The sequence below is a fragment of the Streptomyces sp. NPDC048484 genome, assembly GCF_040651415.1.
Taxonomy (GTDB): domain Bacteria; phylum Actinomycetota; class Actinomycetes; order Streptomycetales; family Streptomycetaceae; genus Streptomyces.
Genome location: NZ_JBEZJY010000004.1, coordinates 120,130 through 145,080, shown reverse-complemented (window position 1 = coordinate 145,080; position 24,951 = coordinate 120,130). Strand labels below are relative to the sequence as shown.

At 68.5% G+C, this 24,951-nt stretch carries 23 protein-coding genes; 6 read left to right on the top strand and 17 right to left on the bottom strand.

Annotated features, from left to right (window positions below; translation table 11 throughout):
- Positions 1–18: 18 nt before the first annotated feature.
- From AB0D14_RS05410 to AB0D14_RS05395, 4 genes are all read right to left on the bottom strand, one after another.
- A complete protein-coding gene (locus AB0D14_RS05410) occupies positions 19–1,371 on the bottom strand; it encodes an NADH-quinone oxidoreductase subunit D (RefSeq protein WP_362775046.1) in 1,353 nt (450 codons plus the stop codon).
- Positions 1,368–2,153: an NADH-quinone oxidoreductase subunit C gene (locus AB0D14_RS05405; RefSeq protein WP_362775044.1), complete on the bottom strand. Its 786-nt coding sequence runs from the start codon at positions 2,151–2,153 to the stop codon at positions 1,368–1,370. Before AB0D14_RS05405 ends, AB0D14_RS05410 begins: the two co-directional genes overlap by 4 nt.
- Positions 2,150–2,704 carry an NADH-quinone oxidoreductase subunit B gene (locus AB0D14_RS05400; RefSeq protein WP_055509252.1) on the bottom strand — a complete coding sequence of 185 codons (555 nt, stop codon included), beginning with the start codon at positions 2,702–2,704 and terminating at the stop codon, positions 2,150–2,152. The genes AB0D14_RS05405 and AB0D14_RS05400 overlap by 4 nt, the downstream gene beginning before the upstream one ends.
- 65 nt (positions 2,705–2,769) lie before the next feature.
- Complete coding sequence (locus tag AB0D14_RS05395; RefSeq protein WP_033319564.1) at positions 2,770–3,129, bottom strand: NADH-quinone oxidoreductase subunit A; 360 nt, start codon at positions 3,127–3,129, stop codon at positions 2,770–2,772.
- Positions 3,130–3,926: 797 nt separating this feature from the next.
- On the opposite strand from AB0D14_RS05395, the gene AB0D14_RS05390 reads away from it, so the two are divergent.
- Positions 3,927–4,772 carry a C40 family peptidase gene (locus AB0D14_RS05390; RefSeq protein WP_362775040.1) on the top strand — a complete coding sequence of 282 codons (846 nt, stop codon included), beginning with the start codon at positions 3,927–3,929 and terminating at the stop codon, positions 4,770–4,772.
- 224 nt (positions 4,773–4,996) lie between these two features.
- Here the strand turns inward: AB0D14_RS05390 and AB0D14_RS05385 are convergent, their stop codons facing one another.
- Positions 4,997–6,337, bottom strand: a complete 1,341-nt coding sequence (locus tag AB0D14_RS05385; protein ID WP_362775037.1) for a geranylgeranyl reductase family protein — start codon at positions 6,335–6,337, stop codon at positions 4,997–4,999.
- Between the two features lie 152 nt (positions 6,338–6,489).
- Here AB0D14_RS05385 and AB0D14_RS05380 point away from each other — a divergent pair, with 152 nt between their 5' ends.
- Together AB0D14_RS05380 and AB0D14_RS05375 are read left to right on the top strand one after the other, a co-directional pair.
- Positions 6,490–6,996, top strand: a complete 507-nt coding sequence (locus AB0D14_RS05380) for a GNAT family N-acetyltransferase (RefSeq protein WP_362775034.1) — start codon at positions 6,490–6,492, stop codon at positions 6,994–6,996.
- Positions 6,997–7,077: 81 nt separating this feature from the next.
- On the top strand, positions 7,078–7,419 hold the full coding sequence (locus AB0D14_RS05375) for a PASTA domain-containing protein (protein ID WP_362775031.1): 342 nt from the start codon (positions 7,078–7,080) through the stop codon (positions 7,417–7,419).
- Positions 7,420–7,443: 24 nt separating this feature from the next.
- Here AB0D14_RS05375 and AB0D14_RS05370 read toward each other — a convergent pair whose 3' ends face one another.
- The 4 genes from AB0D14_RS05370 to AB0D14_RS05355 form a co-directional block, all read right to left on the bottom strand.
- Positions 7,444–8,139, bottom strand: coding sequence for a demethylmenaquinone methyltransferase (locus tag AB0D14_RS05370; protein WP_362775028.1), 696 nt, complete (start codon positions 8,137–8,139; stop codon positions 7,444–7,446).
- 37 nt (positions 8,140–8,176) lie between these two features.
- A complete protein-coding gene (locus tag AB0D14_RS05365; protein WP_362775356.1) occupies positions 8,177–9,223 on the bottom strand; it encodes an acyltransferase in 1,047 nt (348 codons plus the stop codon).
- A 203-nt stretch (positions 9,224–9,426) separates the two neighbouring features.
- The gene (locus tag AB0D14_RS05360; RefSeq protein ID WP_362775025.1) at positions 9,427–11,730 is read right to left on the bottom strand and encodes a glycosyltransferase; all 2,304 of its coding nucleotides are present in this window, start codon (positions 11,728–11,730) and stop codon (positions 9,427–9,429) included.
- A 19-nt stretch (positions 11,731–11,749) separates the two neighbouring features.
- Entirely contained in the window at positions 11,750–12,205 is a 456-nt protein-coding gene (locus AB0D14_RS05355) for a hypothetical protein (RefSeq protein ID WP_362775022.1), read from the bottom strand.
- A gap of 319 nt (positions 12,206–12,524) precedes the next feature.
- On the opposite strand from AB0D14_RS05355, the gene AB0D14_RS05350 reads away from it, so the two are divergent.
- Positions 12,525–13,574: a chitinase gene (locus tag AB0D14_RS05350; protein WP_362775020.1), complete on the top strand. Its 1,050-nt coding sequence runs from the start codon at positions 12,525–12,527 to the stop codon at positions 13,572–13,574.
- 120 nt (positions 13,575–13,694) lie between these two features.
- Here AB0D14_RS05350 and AB0D14_RS05345 read toward each other — a convergent pair whose 3' ends face one another.
- The 4 genes from AB0D14_RS05345 to AB0D14_RS05330 form a co-directional block, all read right to left on the bottom strand.
- Positions 13,695–14,144, bottom strand: coding sequence for a hypothetical protein (locus AB0D14_RS05345; protein WP_362775017.1), 450 nt, complete (start codon positions 14,142–14,144; stop codon positions 13,695–13,697).
- Positions 14,145–14,161: 17 nt separating this feature from the next.
- Positions 14,162–15,361 (bottom strand): cyclic dehypoxanthinyl futalosine synthase, encoded by a 1,200-nt coding sequence (gene mqnC, locus AB0D14_RS05340; RefSeq protein WP_362775014.1) that lies wholly within the window; start codon positions 15,359–15,361, stop codon positions 14,162–14,164.
- A 71-nt stretch (positions 15,362–15,432) separates the two neighbouring features.
- A complete protein-coding gene (locus AB0D14_RS05335) occupies positions 15,433–16,269 on the bottom strand; it encodes an A24 family peptidase (RefSeq protein ID WP_362775011.1) in 837 nt (278 codons plus the stop codon).
- Positions 16,266–19,262, bottom strand: coding sequence for a BTAD domain-containing putative transcriptional regulator (locus tag AB0D14_RS05330; RefSeq protein ID WP_362775008.1), 2,997 nt, complete (start codon positions 19,260–19,262; stop codon positions 16,266–16,268). The genes AB0D14_RS05335 and AB0D14_RS05330 overlap by 4 nt, the downstream gene beginning before the upstream one ends.
- A 369-nt stretch (positions 19,263–19,631) precedes the next feature.
- Here AB0D14_RS05330 and AB0D14_RS05325 point away from each other — a divergent pair, with 369 nt between their 5' ends.
- Both AB0D14_RS05325 and AB0D14_RS05320 read left to right on the top strand, forming a co-directional pair.
- Positions 19,632–20,282 (top strand): hypothetical protein, encoded by a 651-nt coding sequence (locus AB0D14_RS05325; protein WP_362775005.1) that lies wholly within the window; start codon positions 19,632–19,634, stop codon positions 20,280–20,282.
- Entirely contained in the window at positions 20,279–21,349 is a 1,071-nt protein-coding gene (locus AB0D14_RS05320) for a hypothetical protein (protein ID WP_362775003.1), read from the top strand. The genes AB0D14_RS05325 and AB0D14_RS05320 overlap by 4 nt, the downstream gene beginning before the upstream one ends.
- Before the next feature lie 341 nt (positions 21,350–21,690).
- Here AB0D14_RS05320 and AB0D14_RS05315 read toward each other — a convergent pair whose 3' ends face one another.
- The 4 genes from AB0D14_RS05315 to AB0D14_RS05300 all read right to left on the bottom strand — a co-directional run bounded on the left by AB0D14_RS05315 (position 21,691) and on the right by AB0D14_RS05300 (position 24,851).
- Positions 21,691–22,404 carry a hypothetical protein gene (locus AB0D14_RS05315; protein ID WP_362775000.1) on the bottom strand — a complete coding sequence of 238 codons (714 nt, stop codon included), beginning with the start codon at positions 22,402–22,404 and terminating at the stop codon, positions 21,691–21,693.
- 148 nt (positions 22,405–22,552) lie between these two features.
- Positions 22,553–23,032, bottom strand: a complete 480-nt coding sequence (locus AB0D14_RS05310) for an RDD family protein (RefSeq protein ID WP_362774998.1) — start codon at positions 23,030–23,032, stop codon at positions 22,553–22,555.
- Between the two features lie 131 nt (positions 23,033–23,163).
- The gene (locus tag AB0D14_RS05305; protein WP_362774995.1) at positions 23,164–24,171 is read right to left on the bottom strand and encodes a hypothetical protein; all 1,008 of its coding nucleotides are present in this window, start codon (positions 24,169–24,171) and stop codon (positions 23,164–23,166) included.
- Positions 24,172–24,197: 26 nt separating this feature from the next.
- A complete protein-coding gene (locus AB0D14_RS05300; protein WP_362774992.1) occupies positions 24,198–24,851 on the bottom strand; it encodes a hypothetical protein in 654 nt (217 codons plus the stop codon).
- Between the last annotated feature and the right edge of the window lie 100 nt (positions 24,852–24,951).

Sequence of the window (24,951 nt, the reverse complement as noted above, 5' to 3'; positions counted from 1 at the left end):
GCTCGGAAGGAGTGGTGGTCACCGGTCGACGCCTCCCATCACGGGGTCGATGGACGCGACGGCGACGATGACATCGGCGATCTGGCCGCCCTCGCACATCGCCGCCATGGCCTGCAGATTGGTGAAGGACGGGTCCCGGTAGTGGACCCGGTAGGGGCGGGTGCCGCCGTCGGACACGACGTGCACCCCGAGTTCCCCCTTGGGTGACTCGACGGCCGCGTACGCCTGTCCCGGCGGGACGCGGAAGCCCTCGGTCACCAGCTTGAAGTGGTGGATCAAGGACTCCATGGAGGTGCCCATGATCTGCTTGATGTGGTCGAGCGAGTTGCCGAGACCGTCGGGGCCCAGTGCGAGCTGCGCGGGCCAGGCGATCTTCTTGTCGGTGACCATGACCGGTCCGGGCTGCAGCCGGTCCAGGCACTGCTCGACGATCGCGAGCGACTGGCGCATCTCCTCCAGCCGGATGAGGAAGCGCCCGTACGCGTCGCAGGTGTCGGCGGTCGGGACGTCGAAGTCGTACGTCTCGTAGCCGCAGTACGGCTGGGCCTTGCGCAGGTCGTGCGGGAGGCCGGCGGACCGCAGGACCGGCCCCGTGGCACCCAGGGCCATGCAGCCGGTCAGGTCGAGATGGCCGACGTCCTGCATACGGGCCTTGAAGATGGGGTTCCCGGTGGCGAGCTTGTCGTACTCGGGAAGGTTCTTCCGCATCTTCTTCACGAACTCGCGGATGTGGTCCACCGCGCCCGGGGGCAGGTCCTGGGCGAGGCCGCCGGGCCGGATGTACGCATGGTTCATGCGCAGGCCGGTGATCAGCTCGTAGAGGTCGAGAATGAGTTCACGATCACGGAAGCCGTAGATCATGATCGTGGTGGCGCCCAGCTCCATACCGCCGGTGGCGATGCACACCAGGTGCGAGGAGAGCCGGTTCAGCTCCATCAGGAGCACCCGGATGATCGTCGCGCGGTCCGGGATCTGGTCCTCGATGCCGAGGAGCTTCTCGACGCCGAGACAGTACGCGGTCTCGTTGAAGAAGGACGTCAGGTAGTCCATGCGCGTCACGAAGGTGGTGCCCTGTGTCCACGTGCGGTACTCGAGGTTCTTCTCGATGCCCGTGTGCAGGTAGCCGATGCCGCAGCGGGCCTCGGTGACCGTCTCGCCGTCGATCTCCAGGATGAGCCGGAGCACACCGTGGGTGGACGGGTGCTGGGGGCCCATGTTGACGACGATGCGCTCGTCGTCGGCCCTGGCCGCGGTCTGGACGACCTCGTCCCAGTCGCCACCGGTGACCGTGTAGACGGCGCCCTCGGTGGTCTCCCGCGCGGATGCCGACTCCGTGCTCGCTGACTGTGCGCTCGCTGACTGCGTGCTCATGAGTACGACCTCCGCTGGTCCGGAGCCGGGATCTGGGCGCCCTTGTACTCGACGGCGATGCCGCCGAGGGGATAGTCCTTGCGCTGCGGAAAGCCCTGCCAGTCGTCCGGCATCATGATCCGCGTCAGTGCCGGGTGGCCTTCGAAGACGATGCCGAAGAAGTCGTACGTCTCGCGCTCGTGCCAGTCGTTCGTCGGATAGACCGAGACCAGGGACGGGATGCGCGGGTCGCTGTCCGGGGCGCTGACTTCGAGGCGGATCAGCCGGTTGTGGGTGATCGAGCGCAGGTGGTAGACGGCATGCAGCTCGCGGCCCTTGTCCGACGGGTAGTGGACTCCGCTCACTCCGGTGCAGAGCTCGAAGCGCAGGGCCGGGTCGTCGCGCAGGGTCCGGGCGACCTGGAGCAGGTGCTCGCGGTCGATGTGGAAGGTGATCTCGTCACGGTCGACGATCGTCTTCTCGATCGCGTTCCCCGGGACCAGTCCCTGTTCCTCCAGGGCGCCTTCGAGTTCGTCGGCGACCTCGTCGAACCAGCCGCCGTACGGGCGGCCGGCCGGGCCGGGGAGCCGGATCGAGCGGACCAGGCCGCCGTACCCGGAGGTGTCTCCGCCGTTGTTGGCACCGAACATGCCGCGCTGGACGCGGATCTCCTCCCCGCCGTCGCCGCGCTGGCCCGGGAGGTTGGAGGCGCCGAGGTCCTTCTCGGGATTGACGCCGTCCGAGTCGTTGGCGTTCAAGCCGTTGCCATTGCCGTTCGTGCCGTTGCCGTTCGCGTCGCTCACCGCAGCAGCCCCTTCATCTCGATGGTGGGGAGCGCCTTGAGCGCCGCTTCCTCCGCCTCGCGGGCCGCCTCCTCGGCGTTCACGCCGAGCTTCGAGGACTGGATCTTCTGGTGGAGCTTGAGGATCGCGTCGATCAGCATCTCGGGCCGTGGCGGGCAGCCGGGGAGGTAGATGTCGACAGGGACGATGTGGTCGACGCCCTGCACGATCGCGTAGTTGTTGAACATGCCGCCCGAAGACGCGCAAACCCCCATGGAGATCACCCACTTCGGGTTCGGCATCTGGTCGTAGACCTGCCTCAGGACCGGCGCCATCTTCTGGCTGACACGTCCGGCAACGATCATCAGGTCGGCCTGCCGCGGCGAACCGCGGAAGACCTCCATGCCGAAGCGCGCCAGGTCGTAGCGGCCGGCCCCTGTCGTCATCATCTCGATGGCGCAGCAGGCGAGGCCGAAGGTGGCGGGAAAGACGGACGACTTGCGCACCCACCCCGCGGCCTGCTCGACGGTGGTCAGCAGGAAGCCGCTCGGCAGCTTTTCTTCGAGTCCCATGCTCAATGGCTCCTCTGTCCCCTATACGGGGCTCAGTCCTTTGCGGGCTTCAGTCCCTGCGGGCTTCAGTCCCATTCCAGGCCGCCACGCCGCCACACGTACGCGTAGGCGACGAAGACGGTGAGCACGAAGAGCAGCATCTCGACGAGCCCGAAAACCCCGAGCGCGTCGAAGGTGACGGCCCAGGGATAGAGGAAGACGATCTCGATATCGAAAATGATGAAGAGCATCGCCGTCAGGTAGTACTTGATGGGGAACCGCCCGCCGCCCGCCGGCGTGGGGGTCGGCTCGATTCCACACTCGTAGGCTTCGAGCTTGGCCCGGTTGTATCGCTTTGGACCGATAAGCGTGGCCATGACCACGGAGAAGATCGCAAAGCCTGCCCCGAGGGCTCCCAGCACGAGGATGGGCGCATACGCGTTCACCGCTCCTCGCTCCTCTCAGTCGGCATTGACTGCTGGCGGTTACATAAGGCTTCGCTCCTGCTCCGCGGACCCCACGACTCTCGTGAGGCGCACGAGCTCCGTGCGACTCCACGAAGATCGCTTACATGTGAAGCAGGTCACAAGCCCAACTGCCCCGCATCCTATGCCTGCCGGTCTGTGATCTGCGACACGGGGTACGACAACACCTTTGTGATCTCCACCACCCAGCGAAGGATCATGAAGTCGGATGAGTGTCGATCTTCGTACGAGAAGCGTCCGAGTGATCACCAGAGGTGACATTTTCACTCGTCGTGGCTGGTCGAAGCCTTGGCGCTCTATCAAGGGAAGTGGATCCGAGGCAAATTGGTGCTGGACGAGGGCGCTTGGTAGAGGAACTCGTTCACACTTCGGGGGGAGTTGGGATGTCCGTTGTGGACGGCTCGGGCGCGTGCATCCGTTCACGAGCGGGACGCGAGCGAAACACGAGCGAGACGCGAGCGGAAGACGTCGCCGAACCAGCCGCCACGCCTCCCCCCGATCCGGGCGGGTTACGCGGCCACCACGGCCACCGTTCCGTGACGTGCGTCACATCGGTAACGGGGCGGAAACAACTGGGCTTGGCCATCCATCCAACGAGTGGTAGGTGGCGGGCAATTCGGACGTAACTCGAAAAGCCAATGATCACAGGCGTGTGGGCTGCTGTCCGCAATGCCCGTTACGGCGTCAATAAGGGGCGACGTGACGGAGATTCGAGCGCCCATTGAGTAATTGTGGCGCACCACACGTTTCTTGTAGGTATGGAGGAGCCCCTGATACCGGTTGTACCCATGTCCCACACCGCTCACATACGCAGCCACCGGAAACCCCGGCCTCGCAGCAGTTCGGCGCTCGCGATGCGCGCCGGAGTTGCCGGTGGCGTCCTCGGCACCCTGGCAGTGGCCGGTGCCGCCGGAACGGCCAACGCGGCCGAGCCGGTGACCCAGACCATCGAGCTGCCCACCATCACGGCCGACATGACCGCTCAGGTCGCCGAGTCCGCGGAGGTCACCCAGCAGGCCGCGGCCGACTACCAGTTGCGTGCCGAGCGCGACGAGGCCGCCATAAAGGCCGCCAAGCAGGCCAAGTCGGACCTCGCTGACGCGAAGAAGAAGGCGGAGGCCAAGGAGAAGGCCGAGGACGCCCGTAAGGCCGCCGCGGAGCGTGCCACGCGCTCCACCGGCCGGACGGCCCTCGCGGCGGCGCCCAGCACGGCCAGCACGCCCGACAGCGACGTCCCGGCCCCGGCCAGCGGCAGCGTCGGCACCGTCATCAGCTTCCTGAAGGCTCAGGTCGGCGACGCGTACGTGATGGGCGCCAGCGGTCCCGACGCCTGGGACTGCTCCAGCCTGGTCCAGGCCGCGTTCAAGCAGGTCGGTGTCGACCTGCCGCGCGTCTCCCAGGACCAGTCGGTGGCCGGCACCCCGGTCTCGCTGTCCAACATCCAGGTCGGCGACATCCTGTACTGGGGCGGCGCGGGCTCGGCCTACCACGTGGGCGTCTACATCGGCGGCGACCAGTACCTGGACGCGGCGAACCCTTCGAAGGGCGTCGTCATCCAGAGCCTGTCGGGCTACCCCGCGAGCGGTGCGGTGCGGGTGCTCTGACCTTCGGTCACCTGGTTCGACCGCTTGGTCGCACCGCTTGACCGATCGGTTGCATGATTTGACCGCTTTGACGGGCCGCTTCCCCGGTGGGGGAGGCGGCCCGCAGGCATGCCATCGCGTACCTCACGCCCCGTCTCTCTGCCGAACCGCATGCCCATGGCCGCCTCCCCGGGGCCGACATGTGTCCTGCCCGGTTCGACGGCCAGCGGAGGGCCACGGTTCTGTCAGGCTCGGGGGGCGACCTTCGACAGGCCGTTGATGATGCGGTCCATCGCGTCGCCGCCCGTCGGGTCCGTCAGGTTGGCGAGCATCTTCAAGGTGAACTTCATCAGCATGGGGTGGGTGAGACCGCGCTGGGCGGCGATCTTCATGACCGCCGGGTTGCCGATGAGCTTCACGAAGGCGCGGCCGAGCGTGTAGTAGCCGCCGTACGTGTCCTTGAGGACCTTCGGGTAGCGCTGCAGGGCGAGTTCGCGCTGGGCGGGGGTCGCGCGGGCGTGGGCCTGCACGATGACGTCGGCGGCGATCTGGCCGGACTCCATGGCGTAGGCGATGCCCTCGCCGTTGAACGGGTTCACCATGCCGCCCGCGTCGCCGACGAGCAGCAGGCCCTTCGTGTAGTGCGGCTGCCGGTTGAAGGCCATCGGCAGGGCGGCGCCGCGGATCGGGATCGTCATGTTCTCCGGGGTGTAGCCCCAGTCCTCCGGCATCGAGGCGCACCAGGCCTTGAGAACCTCGCGCCAGTCCAGCTCCTTGAACGAGGACGAGGTGTTGAGGACACCCAGGCCGACGTTGGACGTGCCGTCGCCCATGCCGAAGATCCAGCCGTAGCCCGGCAGCAGGCGGTCCTCGCCGGGGCCGCGGCGGTCCCACAGCTCCAGCCACGACTCCAGGTAGTCGTCCTCGTGGCGCGGGGACGTGAAGTACGTACGGACCGCGACGCCCATCGGGCGGTCCTCCCGGCGGTGCAGGCCCATCGCCAGGGACAGCCGGGTGGAGTTGCCGTCGGCGGCGACGACCAGGGGCGCGTGGAAGGTGACTTCGCGCTTGTCCTTGGAGTCGGCGTCACCGAGTTTCGCGTGGACGCCCGTGATGTGGCCCGTGCGGTCGTCGACGATCGGGGCGCCGACGTTGCAGCGCTCGTACAGGCGCGCGCCGGCCTTCTGCGCCTGCCGGGCCAGCTGCTCGTCGAAGTCGTCGCGCTTACGGACGAGTCCGTAGTCGGGAAAGGAGGCGAGTTCCGGCCAGTCCAGCTGGAGGCGGACGCCGCCGCCGATGATGCGGAGCCCTTTGTTCCGCAGCCAGCCCGCTTCCTCCGAGATGTCGATTCCCATGGAGACGAGCTGTTTCGTGGCGCGGGGAGTCAGCCCGTCGCCACACACCTTCTCCCGCGGGAACGCGGTCTTTTCGAGGAGCAGAACATCCAGCCCCGCCTTGGCCAGGTAGTACGCCGTGGTGGAACCGGCCGGCCCGGCCCCGACGACGATCACATCGGCGGAATGTTCGGAGAGGGGCGCGGAGTGAGTGGAGTGTTCGGAGAGGGGCTGGGACTGGGACTCGGTCACGGCGGGGTCTCCCCAAGTCTCGAAGGCTCGAAGTCTCAAAGCGCGAAGTCTCGAAGTCTCGGAGCGCGAAGTTTCGAAATCCGCGTGCTGAGGGGCACGGGACATGGGCAGTCTATGCAGGGGTACCGATCACCTGACTGAAGGGCTGCCCCGTGAACCGAGCTCTCCCCGTGGTACACCTGCGCGTCCCCACCGACGAGGACGCCTTCGCCTGGCACCGGGTCTTCGACCACCCGGACGTCATGGAGTTCCACGGCGGGAAATCTGCCGAAGTGTCCACCTACGAGGAGCTGACCGCGCGGCAGCGCCGGCACGACGCCGAGCACGGCTTCTGCTTCTGGACCCTGCTCGACGAGGAGGGGCGGGTCATGGGCTTCACCGGCGCCCAGCCGTGGCCGTACGAGTGGGGACCGAAGGGGGAGATCGAGATCGGCTGGCGTCTCGGCCGGGAGTACTGGGGGAAGGGATACGTGACCGCGGCCGCGCGCTCCACGCTGGAACGGGTGCGCGCGACGGGCGTCGCCGGCGTGGTGGCCATGGTGAACTCCCGCAACGAACGCTCGATCGCCGTGACCAGACGCCTCGGCATGGAACTCGCCGAAACGTTCGCACCGCCCACGTCGGACCAGTTCGGGCACTGTTACCGGCTGGCCCTCTGACGGGCGCGAGCCCGGCCTCCGACGCCTTCCGGCGGGACCCGGCATGGGCTTACGCTGCCGGTACCGCTGGGGGTGACGTCCGTGCGCATACCACGCAAGACACCCGAAGTGCGCGTACCGCGGCTCGTCGGTCTGATGGCCGTGGACGCGCGCGAGACGGCTGAGGCGCGTGGAGTGCTCCTTGCCGCGCCCGACCGGCCCGACTTCGACCTGACCGTCGTCGACTACGTCGTACGCCAGTATCCGCCGGCCGGCTCCGAGGTGCCGCGCGGCGCGGTCGTGACGGTGTGGTTCGACCTCGGCGAGGGTGAGGGCGGCGGGGGCGCCGGGGTACGCGAACCGCGGCTGCCGCAGCCGCCGCCGGGCGGCCTGCAACGCGAACTCGCCCCTCCGGGCGACATCCCCTGCATGCTTCTCAGGTGAGCCGTACCGGCCGGGCCTGCCCGGCTAGCCCTGCTTGAAGCCGCGGTGCAGCGCGACGATCCCGCCCGAGAGGTTCCGCCAGGCCACCTTCGACCAGCCGGCCTTGATCAGGCGCTCGGCGAGAGCGGGCTGGTCGGGCCATTCGCGGATCGACTCGGCGAGATAGACGTACGCCTCGGGGTTCGAGGAGACCGCACGGGCCACCGGCGGCAGGGCGCGCATCAGGTACTCGGTGTAGACGGTGCGGAAGGGCGCCCAGCTCGGGTGCGAGAACTCGCAGATCACCACGCGCCCGCCGGGCTTCGTCACCCGGTACAGCTCCCGCAGTGCCGTGTCCGTTTCCTGTACGTTCCGCAGGCCGAAGGAGATCGTCACCGCGTCGAAGGTGTCGTCCTTGAACGGCAGCCTCGTGGCGTCGCCCGCCGTGAGCGGCAGCCAGGGGTGGTTCTTCTTGCCGACCCTGAGCATCCCGAGGGAGAAGTCACACGGAACGACGTACGCACCCGTGCGCGCGAAGGGCAGCGAGGAGGTGGCGGTGCCCGCCGCGAGGTCCAGGATCTTCTGCGCGGGCCGCGCGTCGACCGCCTTCGCGACCTCCTTGCGCCACACACGGTCCTGGCCGAGCGACAGCACGTCGTTCGTCAGGTCGTAGCGTTCCGCGACGTCGTCGAACATCGAGGCGACTTCGTGCGGCTGTTTGTTCAGGGATGCGCGGGTCACGGTCCCATTGTGGCAGTACGGATCCCACGGACACGGCTCAGGGCAGCAGTCTCGGTTTCGTCTTCGCCGCCACGTCCTCCACCCACCCGCACAGCAGGATGAAGACGCCGATCAGGACCCAGCCGATGCCGAACATGAACCACTGGCTCTCCAGCGGCAGATACGTCTCGAAGGCCGGGACGTTCCAGAACTGGTCGATCAGTGGGACAGCCAGGATCAGCGCGATCTCGTGCCAGAGGTAGAGGGTCACCGCGCGGGCGTTGAAGACCCGCACGACCCGGTCGAGGCGCTTGAAGCGGGCCAGCCACGCGAAGTCGATCCCGAAGCGGGCCTTCGCGTACATCAGCAGGGTCACGAACCCCGCGGACCAGAACGCCTGCGCGAACGGGATGTCGTCGAGGTCGTACGAGCCCGTCTCGGCCTGGTGCGTGAAGGCGTACCAGCCGCCGTAGCCGATCGCGGCGAGGGAGAGGACGACGACGGCGAACGGCTTCAGTCGCTGGAGTACGCCGTCGCGGTGCGCGAAGCCGAGGATCCAGCAGAACAGGTACGTGGCCAGGTCGATGAGGACGATGCCGAAGCGGTTGTCCGGCGGCGTCCAGAAGAACTGGACGACCACGATCGGGGCGAGCGAGAGGACCAGGACCGCCACCGGGGCCAGCCGGAAGACCCTCAGCAGCAGGGGCGACAGCAGGACGAACCAGAGATACGTCCGCAGGTACCAGAGGATCTCCCAGGCCTGCTCGCCCCACGCGTTGCCCGGCGGATCGCCGAGCGGCACGATCCAGTAGACGATCTGCCAGCCCGGCATCCAGTCGTGGATCAGCATCGCGACCACGACGAAGAAGCCCCAGAACCAGAAGGGCGGCAGGAGCCGGCGGACGCGGCTCCTGATCACCTTGAGGGCGGGCCGCTCAAGGGACTTCGCCATCAGGGTCCCGGCGAGCGCGAACATGATCCCCATGGAGGGGAGGACCATGCCCGCCCAGGCCCAGCCGAAGGTGTGGTAGGTGACGACGCGGACGAGGGCGACGGCCCGGAGAGTGTCGAAGTAGCGGTCGCGCCCCTTGGCCGATCGCGCCATCGGCGGGGGCTCCACCCCTGGCAGGGCCTCCACCCCCGCCGGGGCCTCCACCCCCGCCGGGGCCTCCACCCCCGGCGGGGTTTCCACCCTCGGCAGCCGGGCCGTGTCCGATAGCGCACCCGCCGCACCGGGTTCGGTGGCCGTCGGTCCGAGGTGCAGGGAGTTGTTCACCGGGAGGCGGCCGCTTCGGCGGTGGGCGCCCATCAGCGCACCCCCGCCGGCGTGCCGACCTCCCCCGTGCGCTTCAGCTTCTGCCAGCGCAGGCGGCCGCCCGTGAGGGCCGTGATGCAGGAGTGGATGAGGACGAGGTACATCATCTGCCGGTACGCGAGCTGCTGCAGCGGCATCATCAGCAGATACCGGTACTTCTCCCGGTCGAGCCGGAACGCGTACGCCGCGCAGACGAGCTGGACACACAGGACGGCCAGCCAGGCGAGCAGCGACGCCTTGAAGTCGATGAAGATCATCGAGTAGACGGTGAACACGTCGATGAGCGGGGCGAAGACGGGCGTGACGATCTGGAAGATCACCACCAGTGGCATACCGACCCGGCCGAAGCGGCCCGAGGGCCCCTTGTCCGTCAGCGACTTGCGGTGCTTCCACAGCGCCTGCATCGTCCCGTACGACCAGCGGTAGCGCTGTGACCAGAGCTGCTTGAGGGAGCCCGGCGCCTCGGTCCAGGCCTTGGCGTGCTCCTGGTAGACGACCCGCCAGCCCTCCCGGTGCATGGCGATGGTGATGTCGGTGTCCTCGGCGAGCGTGTCCTCGCTCATCCCGCCGGCCGCGAGCACGGCCTCCCGGCGGAACGCGCCGATCGCGCCCGGGATGGTGGGCATGCAGCGCAGCAGGTCGTACATGCGGCGGTCGAGGTTGAAGCCCATCACGTACTCGATGTGCTGCCAGGCGCCGATGATCGTGTCGCGGTTGCCGACCTTGGCGTTGCCCGCGACCGCGCCGACCCCGGGGTCGGCGAAGGGCTGCACCAGCTGGTGCACGGCGTCCGGTTCGAAGACCGTGTCGCCGTCCATCATCACGACGATGTCGTAACTGGCGTTGCGGACACCGTTGTTGAGGGCGGCCGGCTTGCCCGCGTTCTCCTGGCGGATGACGCGGACGTTCGTCATGCCGAAGGATTCGGCAGCACTGCGTGCGATCTCGGACGTGTCGTCCGTCGAACCGTCGTCCACGACGATGATCTCGATCGGATGGGTGCTCTGTGCCAACGACTTGAGGGTGTTGGCGATGCACTCCTTCTCGTTGTACGCGGGCACGATCACACTGACCGGCCGGGTGACGGGCGGCCCCCAGCTGAACCGGCGTCTGTTGCGTATCCGGTAGTGCCTGCGGGCCAGGATCAGCATCATCCCGAAGCGGCCCATCACGGCGACGCCCACGACGGCGAGCCCGGTCGCGAGCCCCGGCACGGTCCACTCGGCGACGGCGACCGCCGCGACGAGGGCCTTGCCCTCGTACAGAGTGGTCCCGGTGGCGGTGCGGTGGGCGGCCTGGAGACTGTTGCCCCCGCCACCGCCAGCGCCACCGGCTCCGGCTCCGGCTCCCCCGCCCTCTTGGCCCTGCTGCTCTTGCTGCTCTTGTTGGCTTTGCTGGCCGCCGGGCACCTGACCGGCTGCCTGCTGGATGGCGCCGCTGATGGTGGTGAAGGTGTAGCCCTTCGCCTTCATCTTCTTGATGTACGTGCCGAGCGCCGCGACCGTCTGCGAACGCTCGCCACCCGCGTCGTGGAAGAGGACCGAGGCACCCTTGCTCTTCGACGGCGTGGCCCACTTGATGATCTTCGAGACGCCGGGCCGCTTCCAGTCGTCGCTGTCGGTGTCGACGAAGACGCTGGTGTAGCCCTCCGCGCCGAGCTCCTTGTAGACGGGCCAGCTGTAGTTGTCGATGGCGTCCGTCTCCGAGGAGTACGGGGCCCGGAACAGCGTCGTGGTGATACCGGCCGCGCCAGCCAGGGCGAGCTGCGTCTGGTCCATCTCCCGCTGGATCCGGGTGCCGCTCTGGTACGACAGGTCGACGTGCGTGAAGGTGTGGATGCCGATCTCGTTGCCCTGGTCCACCAGGTCGTTCACGATGTCCGGGTAGCGCGAGACCATCGAGCCGACCACGAAGAACGTGCCCGGGACGTCGTTCTCCTTGAGGATCTTCAGGATCTGCGGCGTCCAGGTGGGGTTGGGGCCGTCGTCGAAGGTCAGCGCGATGGTCTTCTCCGGGACGGACCGGGTCTGCGCCTCCCCGTCCCTGAAGGAGAGGATCGGCCCGCCGTCGATGACGTCGTCCGGGACCTTGCTGGAGCTGGCGTTGCTGCGTACGCGCTCGTCGCCGCCGACCTCGGCGCGCAGATAACCGTCGAGCAGCATCACGCTGGTGAGCGCGAGGAGAAGCAGCAGGGCGAGGATGACACGGGGTTTCTGCAGCGCCGCGGCCCTGCCCGCGGCCCGGGTCATCCGGGAGGGGGCGCGCCGACGGCCGCGCGAGGGCGTCGTAGTAGCCATGAGTGTGGGTGCGCTCCGGTCAGTTGGCGGCGGACGCGGACGGGGCGGACGCGGACGCGGACGGGGCGGAGACGGGCGTCGACGGAACGGCGGTGGGCGCGGCACCGGTGGGTACGGCACCGGTGGGTGCGCCCGAGGGCGGGGCGCCGGTGGGCCGTGCGGGCGGGCTGCCGGTGCCGCCCTGCGGCTGGAGACCGCCGCCGGGGCCGGAGTTCTGGCCGCCGTTCGGACCGCCGCCGCCGAAGGGCAGCAGCGAGGACGGGGTGAGCGAGGGGCCCCAGCCCATGAACGCCATGCCGAGCACAACCGCGTACCCGATGCAGACGACGCCGAGGAGGAGGCCGATCCGGCGCAGCAGCTTGGCCCTGCGCCCGGAGTTGTCAACGAACACGGGACCGTCTTCGGACCCGTTGCCGCGTTTGCGGCGGCGGCCGCGCACAGCGGCGGGCGATTCGATGGCAGGCTCGGAATGCATTCCCCGGATATTAGGGAGCCTTTATGTGTCCGAAACTCTGGTTTTGTTGTGAGACTGCCATGAGAAACGCCCGAGTCTGTCTATTCTCTGAGAGAATCCTTGATCACCTGACCGGACGGGGGTCGGGCGGGGAGTACCGAGAAGATGCTCAATGTCCGTATATACACGCCCGGTTGATCCGACTTACCGGACGGTCTCCATGAGATTCCCACGCATTGCCTGTCTTCGTACAGCAGGGCCGCTCGTGAGACATTTTCACTCCGGAAACGCACTTCGTTTCCGTCCTGAGACGAGAATCACGAGAGCGGGAGCACGCGCGATGAGGACTTTACTGAAGCCGGCTGCCGGGTTCGTCTGTGCGTTTGCGCTGGCCACCGCGGGGTGTTCCCCGGGTACGGACGGCTCCTCCGACTCGGCGCCCACGAGCCGGTCGCGGAGCAGCGCGTCACCCTCCGAGAGTTCGTCGAGCGCCCCGTCGGGCGCCTCCTCGGGCACCGCGTACGCCCCTTACGTCAGTGCCACCACCGCCTCCGACAACGACTCGGCCGGCTCCCCGTCGACGTACAACCTGGCCTTCGTCATCGCGGGCGGCAGCAGTTGCACGCCGAAGTGGAACGGCACGACCGCGATCGGCGACGCGGCGGTGAAATCCCGTATCTCGGCGCTGACCGAGTCGGGCTCCACGGTGCGCGTCTCCTTCGGCGGAGCCTCCGGCAAGGAACTCGCCTCGACCTGTGGCAGCGCCTCGGAGCTGGCCGACGCCTACGGGAAGGCACTCGACGCCGCCGGGGCCACGGAGGCCGACTTCGACATCGAGGGCAAGCAGTTGACCGACTCCGACTCGGTCGCGCTGCGCTCCGAGGCGATCGCGCTGCTCCAGAAGGAGCGCGACGGCCTCGCGGTCACCTTCACGCTGCCCGTCATGCCCTCCGGTCTCGACGACGACAGCGTCGCGCTGCTGGAGTCCGCCAACGACAAGGGCGTCCAGGTCTCCACGGTCAACATCATGACCATGAACTACGGCAGTTCGTACGACGAGGACATGAGCGACTACGCGGAGACCTCGTCCCAGGCCGCGCACGACCAGTTGGAGGAGGTCTTCGGTCTGTCGGACGACGGGGCGTGGGGAGGACTCGCTCTCACGTCGATGCTCGGTGTCAACGACGTGGACAACGAGACGTTCTCCCTTGCCGACGCGGCGCAGGTCCGTTCCTTCGCGGAGGAGAAGGGGGTCGCGTGGGTGTCGATGTGGTCGACGTTCCGGGACCAGCCGTGTGAAGGGGACGACGCCGATTCGGGTGACGCGGCGACGAATTGCAGTGGCGTGGAGCAGGGGGCGGGCGATTTCGCGGAGGCGTTCACCGGGTGACTTGTGGGCAGGTTCTTCGACTGGGCGACCAGCCACGACGGACCCGCAGCCGGACCCGCAGCCGAACCCGCACGACCAGCGGAGCTAGTGGCGTAGCTACGGGCGGAGCTATGGGCGGAGCTAGCGGCGGCGGTGCACCAAGCGGCCGGCGCACACCGTCGCGAGACACGATCCGCGCTCGCCGAAGACGGCGAGATCGGCCCGGCCCCCGTCGACGATCTCCGTGGGACGGACCCGGAGCAGGACCAGCACGCCATTGCGTTCGGCGGCAGCCCGGAGTTCGGGAGTGTCGGCGTGCTCCTCCAGCACGGCCACCGCACCCAGTTTCAGCAGGGCGTGAATCCGTTCGCGCGGTGTCGGGGCATCCGGGATCGGCCCCCGGTGGACCAGGGCGGGCCCGAGCACTCCGGACCACCGCCTCACACGGGCGTCCGGGAACCGCTCGCGGATCTCCGCGAACGTCCCGACGGCCCCCACCCGGTCTCGTCCCACGACGACCGCGCCGTCCTTGATCGGCTCTCCGCCGTCCCAGACGACGCGTACCTCGTCGGCAGCGTGGATCGTCTCCAACTGGTCCTCGTAAGGGATCAGTTGGAGGCGAGGAGCTTCAGCTCCGGATGTGCCGTGCCGCCCTCGATCGCCGTCGACGAGATGTGCGACTGGACCCGCTGGTCGACGGGGTCGTTCGCCGGGTCGTCGTGGACGACGAGGTGCTCGTACGTCGTGGCCCGCTGCGCCGGGACCCGCCCCGCCTTGCGGATCAGGTCGATGATCTCCATCCGGTTCGAACGGTGCTTGGCACCGGCCGACGACACGACGTTCTCCTCCAGCATGATCGAACCGAGGTCGTCCGCACCGTAGTGCAGCGACAGCTGGCCGACCTCCTTGCCGGTGGTGAGCCATGAGCCCTGGATGTGCGCGACGTTGTCCATGAAGAGCCGCGCGATGGCGATCATCCGCAGGTACTCGAAGAGCGTGGCGTGCGTACGGCCCTTGAGGTGGTTGTTCTCCGGCTGGTACGTGTACGGGATGAAGGCGCGGAAGCCGCCCGTCCGGTCCTGTACGTCACGGATCATCCGCAGGTGCTCGATACGCTCGGCGTTGGTCTCGCCGGTGCCCATGAGCATGGTGGACGTGGACTCCACGCCCAGGTTGTGCGCGGCCTCCATGATCTCCAGCCAGCGCTCGCCGCTCTCCTTCAGCGGGGCGATGGCCTTGCGGGGCCGTGCGGGCAGCAGCTCGGCACCGGCGCCGGCGAAGGAGTCGAGTCCGGCGGCGTGAATGCGCTGGATCGCCTCCTCGGCGCTCACCTTGGAGATCCGGGCCATGTGCTCGACCTCGCTCGCCCCCAGGCTGTGGATGACGAGCTGCGGGTACGCGGCCTTGATCGCGGCGAAGTGCTCCTCGTAGTACTCGACGCCGAAGTCCGGGTGGTGCCCGCCCTGGAACATGATCTGCGTACCGCCGAGCTCGACGGTCTCCGCGCACCGGCGCAGGATGTCGTCCAGGTCGCGCGTCCAGCCCTTGGCGGTGTCCTTCGGCGGGGCGTAGAACGCGCAGAACTTGCACGCCGTGACGCAGACGTTCGTGTAGTTGATGTTCCGCTCGATGATGTACGTCGCGATGTGCTCCGTACCGGCGTAGCGGCGGCGGCGTACGGCGTCGGCGGCGGAGCCCAGCGCGTGCAGCGGGGCGTCGCGGTAGAGGTCGAGCGCCTCTTCGGGGGTGATCCGCCCACCCTCGGCGGCACGGTCGAGAACGGACTGGAGATCGGCCTTCTCGGTCACCGGAGCGGTCCCTTTCATAGGGGTGTGGACGGACTGATCCAGCGTACGCCAGCCGATGTGATCACCCGACGTCAGGCGGCGTACGCCCCGATGAGCAGGCCCGTGAAGGCGCCGGCGATCAGGAAGGGGCCGAAGGGGATGGAGGTCTTGCGTCCGGCCCGTCGGGCGACGACCAGACCCATCCCGTACAGGCCGCCGAGCAGGAACCCCGCGAAGGTGCCGAGCAGCACGGTCCCCCAGCCGTACCAGCCGAGGACGGCACCCAGGCCGAGGGCGAGTTTCACGTCTCCGAATCCCATGCCGTTCGGGTTGATGAGGAAGAGGACGAAGTAGCCGCCGCCGAGGGCCAGGGATCCGTACAGCGCGGTCGGCCAGTCGCCGGCGTGTTCGGGCGCTGCCGCGGCGCCCGCGAGCAGGACGAGGGCGGCTCCCGCCAGGGACAGCGTCAGCACGTCCGGCAACCGCTGCACCGTGAAGTCCACGACGGCGAGGAGTACGCCGAGCGGGGCGAGCAGCAGCCAGGCGGCCAGCTCGGGCCGGGTGCCGGTCGCCACGGCGAGTGCTGCGCAGACGAGCGCGGTGGCGAGGGAGACGAGGAGGGTGCTGGGGCCGTACGTACCACGACAGCCGTACGTGCCACGACGGCCGTACGTACGACGCGCCCCGTCCGTATCGAGCGCCGCGCACTCCCGGCAGCGGGCCGGACCGACCCAGCCGCCGATCCAACCGCCGGCCCAACCGCGGAGCGAGCCGCCGACGGGATGCCCCTCGGGGCACCGGCTCTGCCACGGCTCGTCGGGGTCGACCGAGAAGCGATAAGCGGCGCGGGGCACGAACAGACCGGCGACGCCGCCCCAGAGGGCGGCGCCCACGATGATCATTTGGTCGATCGGCTGAAGGGTGTTCATCCCACGGAGGCGACACCGCTGCGCCAGGTCGGCAGCAGCTCGTCGAGCAGGGCCTCGGTCCGGGGCGGCAGCCCGCGCGCCCCGCTGCGCGAGACCAGGTCCGCCGCGAGGCGCTTCAGCCGGTCGGTGTCACCGGTCGCGTGCGTGGCCCGCAGCAGCTCGTGCCACAGCCGCTCGTCGCCCGGCGCGGAGCCCAGCGCCGCGTCGAGCGCCTCGATCGCCTTCTCGGCCCGGTCCTTCTCCAGGTGGAACGCGGAGAGCGCGAGCCCGATGTCCGCGACGAGCAGCGGCAGCTGGGCGTCGATGATCTCGTGGGTCAGCCAGCCGTAACGCCCCGCGGACCGCTCGGCCAGCAGCGGCCCCCGAACCAGCACCAGCGCGTCGGTCAGCAACCGCCCGCGCACCGCGCGGCTGCCCGCGCCCCGGCCCTGGGTGGCCTCGTGGTACAGCGACCGCAGCACGTCCAGGTCGGACACCACGGACTTGGCGAGCTTGAGCCGCCCGGTCGCGTCGGCGGCGAGCCGAGCGGTGCCGTCCGGGTCGCTGCCGAGCCAGGTGCGCAGCCGCTCGACGAGCGCGTCCCGGACGTCGTCCGTGACCCCGCGCGGCCAGAGGGCGGAGGACAGCACCCGCGGGTGCACCCCTTCGCGGTGCAGCAGCAGCAGCGCCAGCGCCTCGTGCAGCAGCGGACTGCGCTCACCGTCCGGCGTCTCCAGGCCGATGATCTCGTACGGGCCGACGAGCCGCGCGTACACCGCGGGACGCCCCTGCTCGCTGATGTCGACCAGGAACGGCGGTGTGGTGGTCGGCCGGTCGTCGTCGCGCTCGGGGTCGGCGTCGGTGAACAGCTCGACGACGGCCCGCTGCTGGGACACCGGCAGGAGCTGGGCGTCGAGTTCGAGTCCGAGCAGCGGCGCGAGGAGCTTGCCCTCGCTGGTGATCTCCATCTCCCAGGCGGCACCGGGCAGATCGCCCGACTGGGTGCCGACCAGGTAACCGATGCCCAACCTGCTCGCGTCAGCGGCCAGTTCGGCGAGCTTGACGGCGTCCTCGGCGGACGGCTCGGCGGCCAGCAGTACGAGGTGCGGGGCCCAGCGGGTGTGCTGGGCCGGGCCCGTACGCCCGGTCAGGACCGAGTCGTGTCCTGCGGCGCCCAGCGCACCGCGCCGCTGCCGCGTCTCCGCCTCCATGGTCTCCACGAGCGCCTCGATGTCGTCGAGGTGACGGAGCCGGTTCGGCGCGAGCGGCGTCAGGTCCTCACCGAACCCGACGAGGGTGATGGTCATACGGTCGGACCACCCGTTGGTGGCCAGCTCGGCGGCCACGGAGGCGAAGACGCCCGCCCGGTCCTGCTCGCGGCCGCTCAGCGAGACGATGCCGGGCACCGACTCCAGGTTCAGCAGCAGCCGGGAGTCGTCCATCGTGCCGAGGCTGACGAGGCCGGGGTACGGGGCGGCCGTGTCCACGTCCTCGTACCGCTCGGCGTCGGCGCGGGCCAGCATCCAGAAGGTCTGGTCCTGCCCGAGCTGCCACGGCGCGGGCGGCTTGCCGGCCGGCTGGGCGAGCTGGAGGTGCAGATCGCCGTTGCCGCTCATCCAGGCCGCGTACACGGTCGGCAGCGGGCGGGACTCCCCCGCGAGCGCCGCGGCGAGCCCGCGCAGCGACCGGTCGAGCAGTCGTACGCCCTCGGGGTCGGCCCCCACCAGCAGCGCGTCCTGCGCGTCGGCGGCCGCTCCGGTGGGCGTCGGCGGCTCCATGCCGCGGCGCCCGCCGACGGCACCGAGCGCGGACTGCCACAGCGCCTGGCGGCGGCGCCGGCCGAGAGCGCCGAGGAGCCCGGCGGCGAGGAGGGGCGCACCGAGGAGGGCCTGCGGCAGCCCGAACCCACTGCCTTCGCCGGCGGCGGGCGCGGCATGCTCCTGCTCGCCCTGCCGACCGGGCTGACCCTGCTGGTGCCCCTGACCGGGAGCGGGCCGCTGCTCGGGAAGACTGATGTGGGCGGTGTCGCGGTCCTGGGACCCGAACCCACCGCCCTGCTGCCCGGCGCCCTGCTGGTGCGCGCCTCCGGTCCTGGCGTAGTCGGAGATCTGCCGCTGGACCTCCGGCGAGACCTTCGGGGCCTCGTCGGGCACCTCGACCAGTTCGCCGCCGCGTGCGTCGCCGGGCATTTCCATGATCCAGCCGGGCCGGATGAGGCTGGCCTCGGAAAGCTTCGAACCGTCCGGCTGCGTACGGTCCTTGTTGAGCTGGTGGATCTCCTTGTACCGGCGCCCGTCGCCGAGGTGGCGCTCGGCGATCTCCCAAAGAGAGTCGTGATGGCGTCCCTCGGGCGGCTGGATCCGGTAGAACTTCGTGTCGTCCCCGGACGCCTGCGCGCCGCTCCCGCCCTCCGCGTGCGCGGCCGCACCGGCGGCCTGCTCGGCCAGCGCGGCGGCGCTCGCGGCGGCCTGCTCCTGCTGCTGTCCCAGCAGCCCGCCCGGCGTCTGCTGAGCCGCCGCGGCGGCGGCCGGCCGCTGGTTCCCCTCCAACTGCTGACCGAGCTGCGACAGCCCCGGCGCGAAGCTCGCCGCGGTCGCGCCGACCAGCAGCAGCGCGGCGACGAGCTGTCGCGCGAGCAGCTGGCTCGGCCCGGCCCCGGGCACCCGGTTCGGCAGTCCGACACCGGACAGCGCGGCCTTCACCTCGACGAGCACGCACGCGGTGAACTGCGCCCAGGCGAACCAGACGACCACGGTCAGCACGTTGATGAACGTGTCGACGGTGATCTCCTGCTGGAGCCACTCCACCTTCGGCGCCCCGGACGGCAGCGGCCAGCCGATCTGGGCGGCGAGCGCCCCGGGCACGCCGATGAGCAGCACGAGCAGGGCGACGAAGGCGAGCAACGCCTTGGCGAAGTCCCCCACCGTGCGGCGGCGCCGGGGCAGGGGCTGCGGCGTGCGGTTCCTCGGACCCGGCGAGCTTCCCGGCGAGTTGGAAGTGGTACGTCGCGCCATGGCGGGTGTCCTGATGTCGTGTGTGTGGAGGGAGGTGCGAGGAGAGAGAGGTGCGAGGAGAGAACAGAGAGAGCGGGGGTGTGCTGAGCCTACTTAGATCCTATTGAGCGTGTCGAAGGGCTTGGAGGGGCGAAACGGTGTGGAGTGCCGTTCGGCGCGACCGCTTACACCCGTTATGCCCGCTACATCGGAGTTGTTTACTCGGGCACCCATCATGGCGGGCCCGGGAATGAGCCTGTTCGCAACTGTCACGCCACAGCTCTCACGATCCCCACACAATCCCCCATCGGCGCCCAGCGCCTCTTTACCCACCCCTGATAGCTTCGTTCCCTCTAGCACACAGTCGCCGCATTCCGGGGGAGAACACCAGTGGCCCGCCGCACCCTGCCCATCGCCGCCGCACTCACCGCGACAGCGACCCTCCTGCTCACCGCCTGCGGCGGGGGTGATGACTCGCCGGACGACATCAAGGGGGCGGGCAAGGAGTCGAGCAGCCCGTCGGCTTCGGCGTCCGCGACGACGAGCGGCGACAGTCCCGACCTCAGCCTGCCGAAGGACTTCAAGCTGGTCTTCGACTTCGACAAGCCGTCCGACACGAAGCACGCCGCAGCGCTCGCCGACGCACAGAACTACACGCGGGCGATGTATCACGGCATCGTCGCGCAGGACCCGGACGACCCGGCCTACCACTACTACTCGGATGCCCAAGCCGCGGAGTACGCCAAGTCGCAGATCCAGGCCTCGGTGAAGGGCGGATACACCATCACCGGGACGGACAAGTACTACGACTCCGAGACGACCACGCTGAGCGGCGGCAAACGTGTTCTCGTCACCTTCTGCGAGAACCAGGCCAAGGCCTACAGCAAGGAAATCAAAACCGGCAAGGTTCTCCGTGGGGAGGAGAACCTGGACAGCTACTTGAAGCACCGGCTGCTCATGGTCCCCTCCTCGGACTCCCCCCAGATCTGGAAGGTGCAGGTCATCGAGGTCGTCGGCAAGGCCAAGGAATGCCAGGCATGAGGATGTCGACGCACTCGCGGCACTGGACTTCGATCGCTGCCGTCACCCTTGTGCTGTGGAGCGGCGGCAACGCATACGCCAACTACACCCCGGGCAAGACAACAACGCCTTCCGGCCCTTCGGGCAAGGCGAACAACCAGGAAGTCTCCGCTTCCGTCTCCCGTATCAAGGTCACCCAGGTCAGCGGCCCCACCGGCGGCAAGCGCGGCAGCATCTCGTCGACGGATGTGAACTGGACGCCCCCGCCCTGCTGGTACGAGCCCGTCCTCACGCCGGAGCAACTCAAAGCCCTCTCTGAAGAGAACGGCCTGGGATACGTCGGCCCCCACACGTCCTGGGGCGGCGAGAAGCTGTGGACGGACCACTACCGGGACGGCAAGGACGCCTACAACTACAAGGACGACTCCCTCACCACCGTCAAGGGCTACAAGAACTACAACATCGGCAAGGACGGCTATTTCTGGCGCGGCGTGGCCCCCGACACCGCCGACCCGGAGTCGTGGGACTGCGAACGTGTCATGTTCTGGCAGGACGCCGGCCAGGTCCCCGCCGTACCGAACGCCCCTACACCGAAAACCCTCGCCGAGTACGCCTACGACAAGATCCAGGTCCCCGACACCGAGATCGAGCTGAAGCCGGAAGCCAAGTCCACAGTCAACGCACCCACTTGGGTGTGGCTCGACAAGGGCACCTTCCAGGAGGTCAAGGTCCGCGCCGAGCTGCCCAACACCAACCTCTACGCGGAGACGACGGCCAAGCCGGTCGCCCTGCACCTGGAACCGGGCACACAGGACTCGGAGACCTTCCCCGGCGGCGGTGACTGCGAGATCAACGAGGACGGCTCGATCGGCACCCCGTACGTGAAGGGCGACGCCGGCAGGACCCCGCCCTGCGGCATCAAGTACCTGCGTTCCACCGGCGGCGGCGAACCGTACAAACTCAGTGCCTCCGTCACCTGGCAGATCACCTGGGAAGGCACCGGCGGCGCCGGCGGCGACCTCCCCGACGGCACGTTCGAGACGACCCAGGACATGAACGTCCAGGAAATCCAGTCGGTCAACCGCTGAGCCGATACCGGGCCCGACACCGCTTCCGATCGCCGGATCGGGCCGACCGTCGGTGAACAGAGCCCCCGCCCTCACCGAGCGCACCGCCCGGCTCGCGCAGGAGCGCCCAAAGGACGTTGACACGGCGGCGGGCGAGAGCGAGGACCGCTTGCGTGTGACGCGCAGTCGAACGCGTCCCGTCGGGCATCGTCATCCAGCACACTCACCTCTGCGGCCTTTGTATGAACGTGATTCCGTGGCGGACCGCATGCTCATGCAAAGGCCGTCCGACTGCCCCGAGAACTCCCTGGTGAGTGACACCGTTCGACTACCAAGGTAAAAAGACAAGCTGAGACGCGTGATCACTTCTTCACCGGGCGAATGTGCAGTTCGGCCAGGAAGGCCTGGACATCCGTGGCCGTCTGCGCCGGTGTCGGCCGAGGTCCGGAAGGGATCACCGGCTGGGCGGTGACGGTGGCCGTGTTGTTGCCCCAGACGCAGCGTGAACTAGTCGTGTTCGCGACCCCATACTTCACGCATCGCAGCTTGCCCCCAATAGGGCCGGGAGCGTAGTTCCGTACTTTGCCCGAATCTACACTCGTGTTGAGAAGTACCGAGATGACCTCGTCGTCCTCACCCGGATCGGAGACGTCGACGGTCGGGTTGAGTTCCAGGGTGACCATGTAGGACTTCTTGCCGTCCGGGCGCACGTAGGTTGCGTGAGCTGTCTCCTTGGTCGGGTTGAGATTGTCGCCACCGCGCGTCGCCGACCACAGCGACTTGTCGTCCTTGCCCGCGAGCCGGTAGTCAGCGAAGCCGACCGGCATCTCGGCAGTGTGCTTGACCGGCGCCTCGTCCTCATCCCCCGTCACGAGCCATATACCGACTGCCGCCCCTGCCACGAGGACGACGGCAACGGCTCCACCGATCACCCTTCGACGTTTGCGGAGCCGGGCCGTCCGCTCCCTGGTGGCCGCCCAGTCGATGGGGCGTCCCAGGGGCCCGGAATCAGGGGCGGCCGGTGGGCTCACGTGCGGAGCGTCGTCGGAATCGGAGGGCGTCCCTGGGTTCGGCATGTGGTTCTTCCTTGAGTACTCGGCTCGGTGCCACTCAACACCTGGGTGACCGGACTTCCTCGACCATGACGTTCTGGATGGCCATGCGTAGAAGGGCGCCGGTGTACTGCGACCCCACAGCTCAAACACATGGCCTACGGATTACGCATCAGGAAAGGGTTGCGTCCCGCCGCACCACCCGCAGCCCCACCCCGTCCTGCTGTTCCACGTCACTGTCCGTGGCCACGTGAATGGGGACGAACACCACCATCCAGTAGAAGCCGAACAGCCAGCGGCCGATCAGGCGGAGGAAGCCGGGCCGGCAGCCGTCAGAGGTGCGGACGACCCGTACGCCTGTGGTGAGCTTTCCGAGGCTTGCGCGAGTCGCGAAGGTGAGCAGGACATGATTGAGGAAGGAAAATCCGGACGCCGCGCCCAGGGCTGCGGCCCAAACCGTGGGCGAATGGAGGCGGAGTTCGACGACTCCGTCGACAACCTTGAGACCCACTGCAGCTCCGGCTGCGAGGCCGCAGAAGAGCGCCAAGAGGGCGTCAACGCAGGCGGCGGTGGCCCGGCGGGTTGGTGTAGGGGCCGGGGGACGAGTGCGGGTGCACTGTTGGCCGGCCACGGCGCTTCCCTCAAACCGCATACCGTGTATCTCCCATAACTCTGCAGTCGACGAGGGCAGTTGTTCTGGAACCATCAGAGGGCCTTGTCCAGTGTCGCCTGTGAACTCGCGACGTTAAATCTCAAGCTCAGAGCCGCCCGGGCCTTCCCGCCTCAGCGGTTGATGGACTGGATCTCCTGCACCGTCACGTCCTGCGTCGTACCGAATGTGCCGTCGGGGAGATCACCGCCCTCCCCGTTCGTGCTCGTCCAGGTGATGTTCCAGGTGACGGTGGCCTTGAGTTCGTACGCGTCGTCCGAACCCGAGGACCGCAGATACGTCACCCCGCAGGGCGGCGTCCGGTTCGCCTTGCCCTTGGCGTAGGACTCACCGATGCTGCCGTCGTCGTTGATCGTGCAGTCACCGGAGGCAGGGGAGGTTTCGGCGTCCGAGGTACCCGGTTCGATGTGGAGCGACACGGGCTCCGCAGTCGTGGTCGCGGACAGCCCCGTGCCCGGGAGGCTCGCCGTGACCGAGATCTTCTTGAACTTCGCCCGGTCGAGCCAGATCCAGGTGGGCAGGTTCACCGTCGACTTGCCATCGGGGGCCGACTTGATCTCCGTGTCGGGGACGGGCAGTTCGTCGTACGCGTACTCGGCGAGGACCTGCGGAGAGACGGCGAGGGGTTCCTCCGGCGTCGTTCCCTCGTCCACCCAGAACGGCAGCTTGTCGCAGGCCGCGGCCTCCGGGTCGTCCTTGCGGTTCGGGTTGACGGCCGCCGCCCAGAACATCCCCTCGCCCTGCTTGTCGAGGTTGTAGTCCTTGTACGGTTTGCCGTCCTTGTAGTAGGAGTCGAACACACCGCCGATCATGTCGCCGATCCCCAGGAAGCCCATCTTGCGCCACGCCGTGACGGTCGCCTCGATCTCCTTCGGCGAGAACGCGGGCTCGTACCAGCACGCGGGCGGCGTCCAGTTGCTGTCGGCGGACGACAGATTCCCGGTCTTGGCGGACCTGGAGTCACCGTCGACGGTTGTCTGGACCCGAGTCTCGACACTGATGGTGCGACCGTTCCGCTTACCGCTGGCGTCGTTGCTGGTGCCGTTGGTGTTGGTTCGGTCGGCCCACGCCGCGGGCGCGTTCTGCACCGTGACGAGCAGGGCGGCAATCGCGGTCAACACCGCCGTCTTTGTCCTACGCCTACGATTCACGGCTGGCACACCTCGCTGCCCCGCTTCGAGATGCTGTTGGTGGTCTGCCAGACGCCCTGGTCGTTCTTCCTCAGACGGTCGTTGTAGAGGACGTACGAGTCCTTGGTCACCGGGGTGACGTTGGTCTTCTCCGTCTTGACGTCCTTGGTGTAGCCCTTCGACTCGTCGGCGCAGTACGTGAGACCCGCCGATCCGTCCTTGCTGAACGTCACCTTGCGGTCGAAGAAGCGCACCGTCCCGGTCACTGTGGTGCCATCCTTGATGAAGCCGCTGATCCAGTCGACCGAGCCGAGGTAGGCAAGGTTTTTGCTGTAGAAGGCGACTGCCTTGGACTTGAGGTTCTGGTCACCGATCGCCTCGTCGATGGCACGCAAGTACTCGGCGTTGTCCCGCAGCACGGCGTCCGCCTTGGCCTCACCGCCGTCCTCAGGGGTGAAGACCAGCTCGTCCCCCTCCGGCAACTCCACCTTCGGCCGGTCGATCCCGTCATCCGACGCGGATGCCGAAGGTGAGGCCGATCTCGACGCCGTGTCCGCGCCCGCGATCTTGTCCTCGTCCTTGGAACCCGCCCCGCCACCGCACGCCGAGAGCAGCAGCGCGGTCGCGGTCGCCAGGCAGGCCACGGCGAGGGTTGCAGGGCGCTTGGACATGAGGGAGGTACCTCCGGGAGTGGGGGGATTCTTACGGGATTCGGCGTGCAAGACGCAGGATGGGAACCGGACAGGTCCGGGCGTGGGCATAGGCGTGGGT

Excerpts from the sequence above, each read along its gene's own strand:
- AB0D14_RS05410 (WP_362775046.1), bottom strand. The coding sequence starts at position 1,371 with ATGAGCACGCAGTCAGCGAGCGCACAGTCAGCGAGCACGGAGTCGGCA.
- AB0D14_RS05400 (WP_055509252.1), bottom strand. The coding sequence starts at position 2,704 with ATGGGACTCGAAGAAAAGCTGCCGAGCGGCTTCCTGCTGACCACCGTC.
- AB0D14_RS05390 (WP_362775040.1), top strand. The coding sequence starts at position 3,927 with ATGGAGGAGCCCCTGATACCGGTTGTACCCATGTCCCACACCGCTCAC.
- AB0D14_RS05365 (WP_362775356.1), bottom strand. The coding sequence starts at position 9,223 with ATGGCGCGATCGGCCAAGGGGCGCGACCGCTACTTCGACACTCTCCGG.
- AB0D14_RS05360 (WP_362775025.1), bottom strand. The coding sequence starts at position 11,730 with ATGGCTACTACGACGCCCTCGCGCGGCCGTCGGCGCGCCCCCTCCCGG.
- AB0D14_RS05355 (WP_362775022.1), bottom strand. The coding sequence starts at position 12,205 with ATGCATTCCGAGCCTGCCATCGAATCGCCCGCCGCTGTGCGCGGCCGC.
- AB0D14_RS05350 (WP_362775020.1), top strand. The coding sequence starts at position 12,525 with ATGAGGACTTTACTGAAGCCGGCTGCCGGGTTCGTCTGTGCGTTTGCG.
- AB0D14_RS05335 (WP_362775011.1), bottom strand. The coding sequence starts at position 16,269 with ATGAACACCCTTCAGCCGATCGACCAAATGATCATCGTGGGCGCCGCC.
- AB0D14_RS05330 (WP_362775008.1), bottom strand. The coding sequence starts at position 19,262 with ATGGCGCGACGTACCACTTCCAACTCGCCGGGAAGCTCGCCGGGTCCG.
- AB0D14_RS05320 (WP_362775003.1), top strand. The coding sequence starts at position 20,279 with ATGAGGATGTCGACGCACTCGCGGCACTGGACTTCGATCGCTGCCGTC.
- AB0D14_RS05315 (WP_362775000.1), bottom strand. The coding sequence starts at position 22,404 with ATGCCGAACCCAGGGACGCCCTCCGATTCCGACGACGCTCCGCACGTG.
- AB0D14_RS05310 (WP_362774998.1), bottom strand. The coding sequence starts at position 23,032 with ATGCGGTTTGAGGGAAGCGCCGTGGCCGGCCAACAGTGCACCCGCACT.
- AB0D14_RS05300 (WP_362774992.1), bottom strand. The coding sequence starts at position 24,851 with ATGTCCAAGCGCCCTGCAACCCTCGCCGTGGCCTGCCTGGCGACCGCG.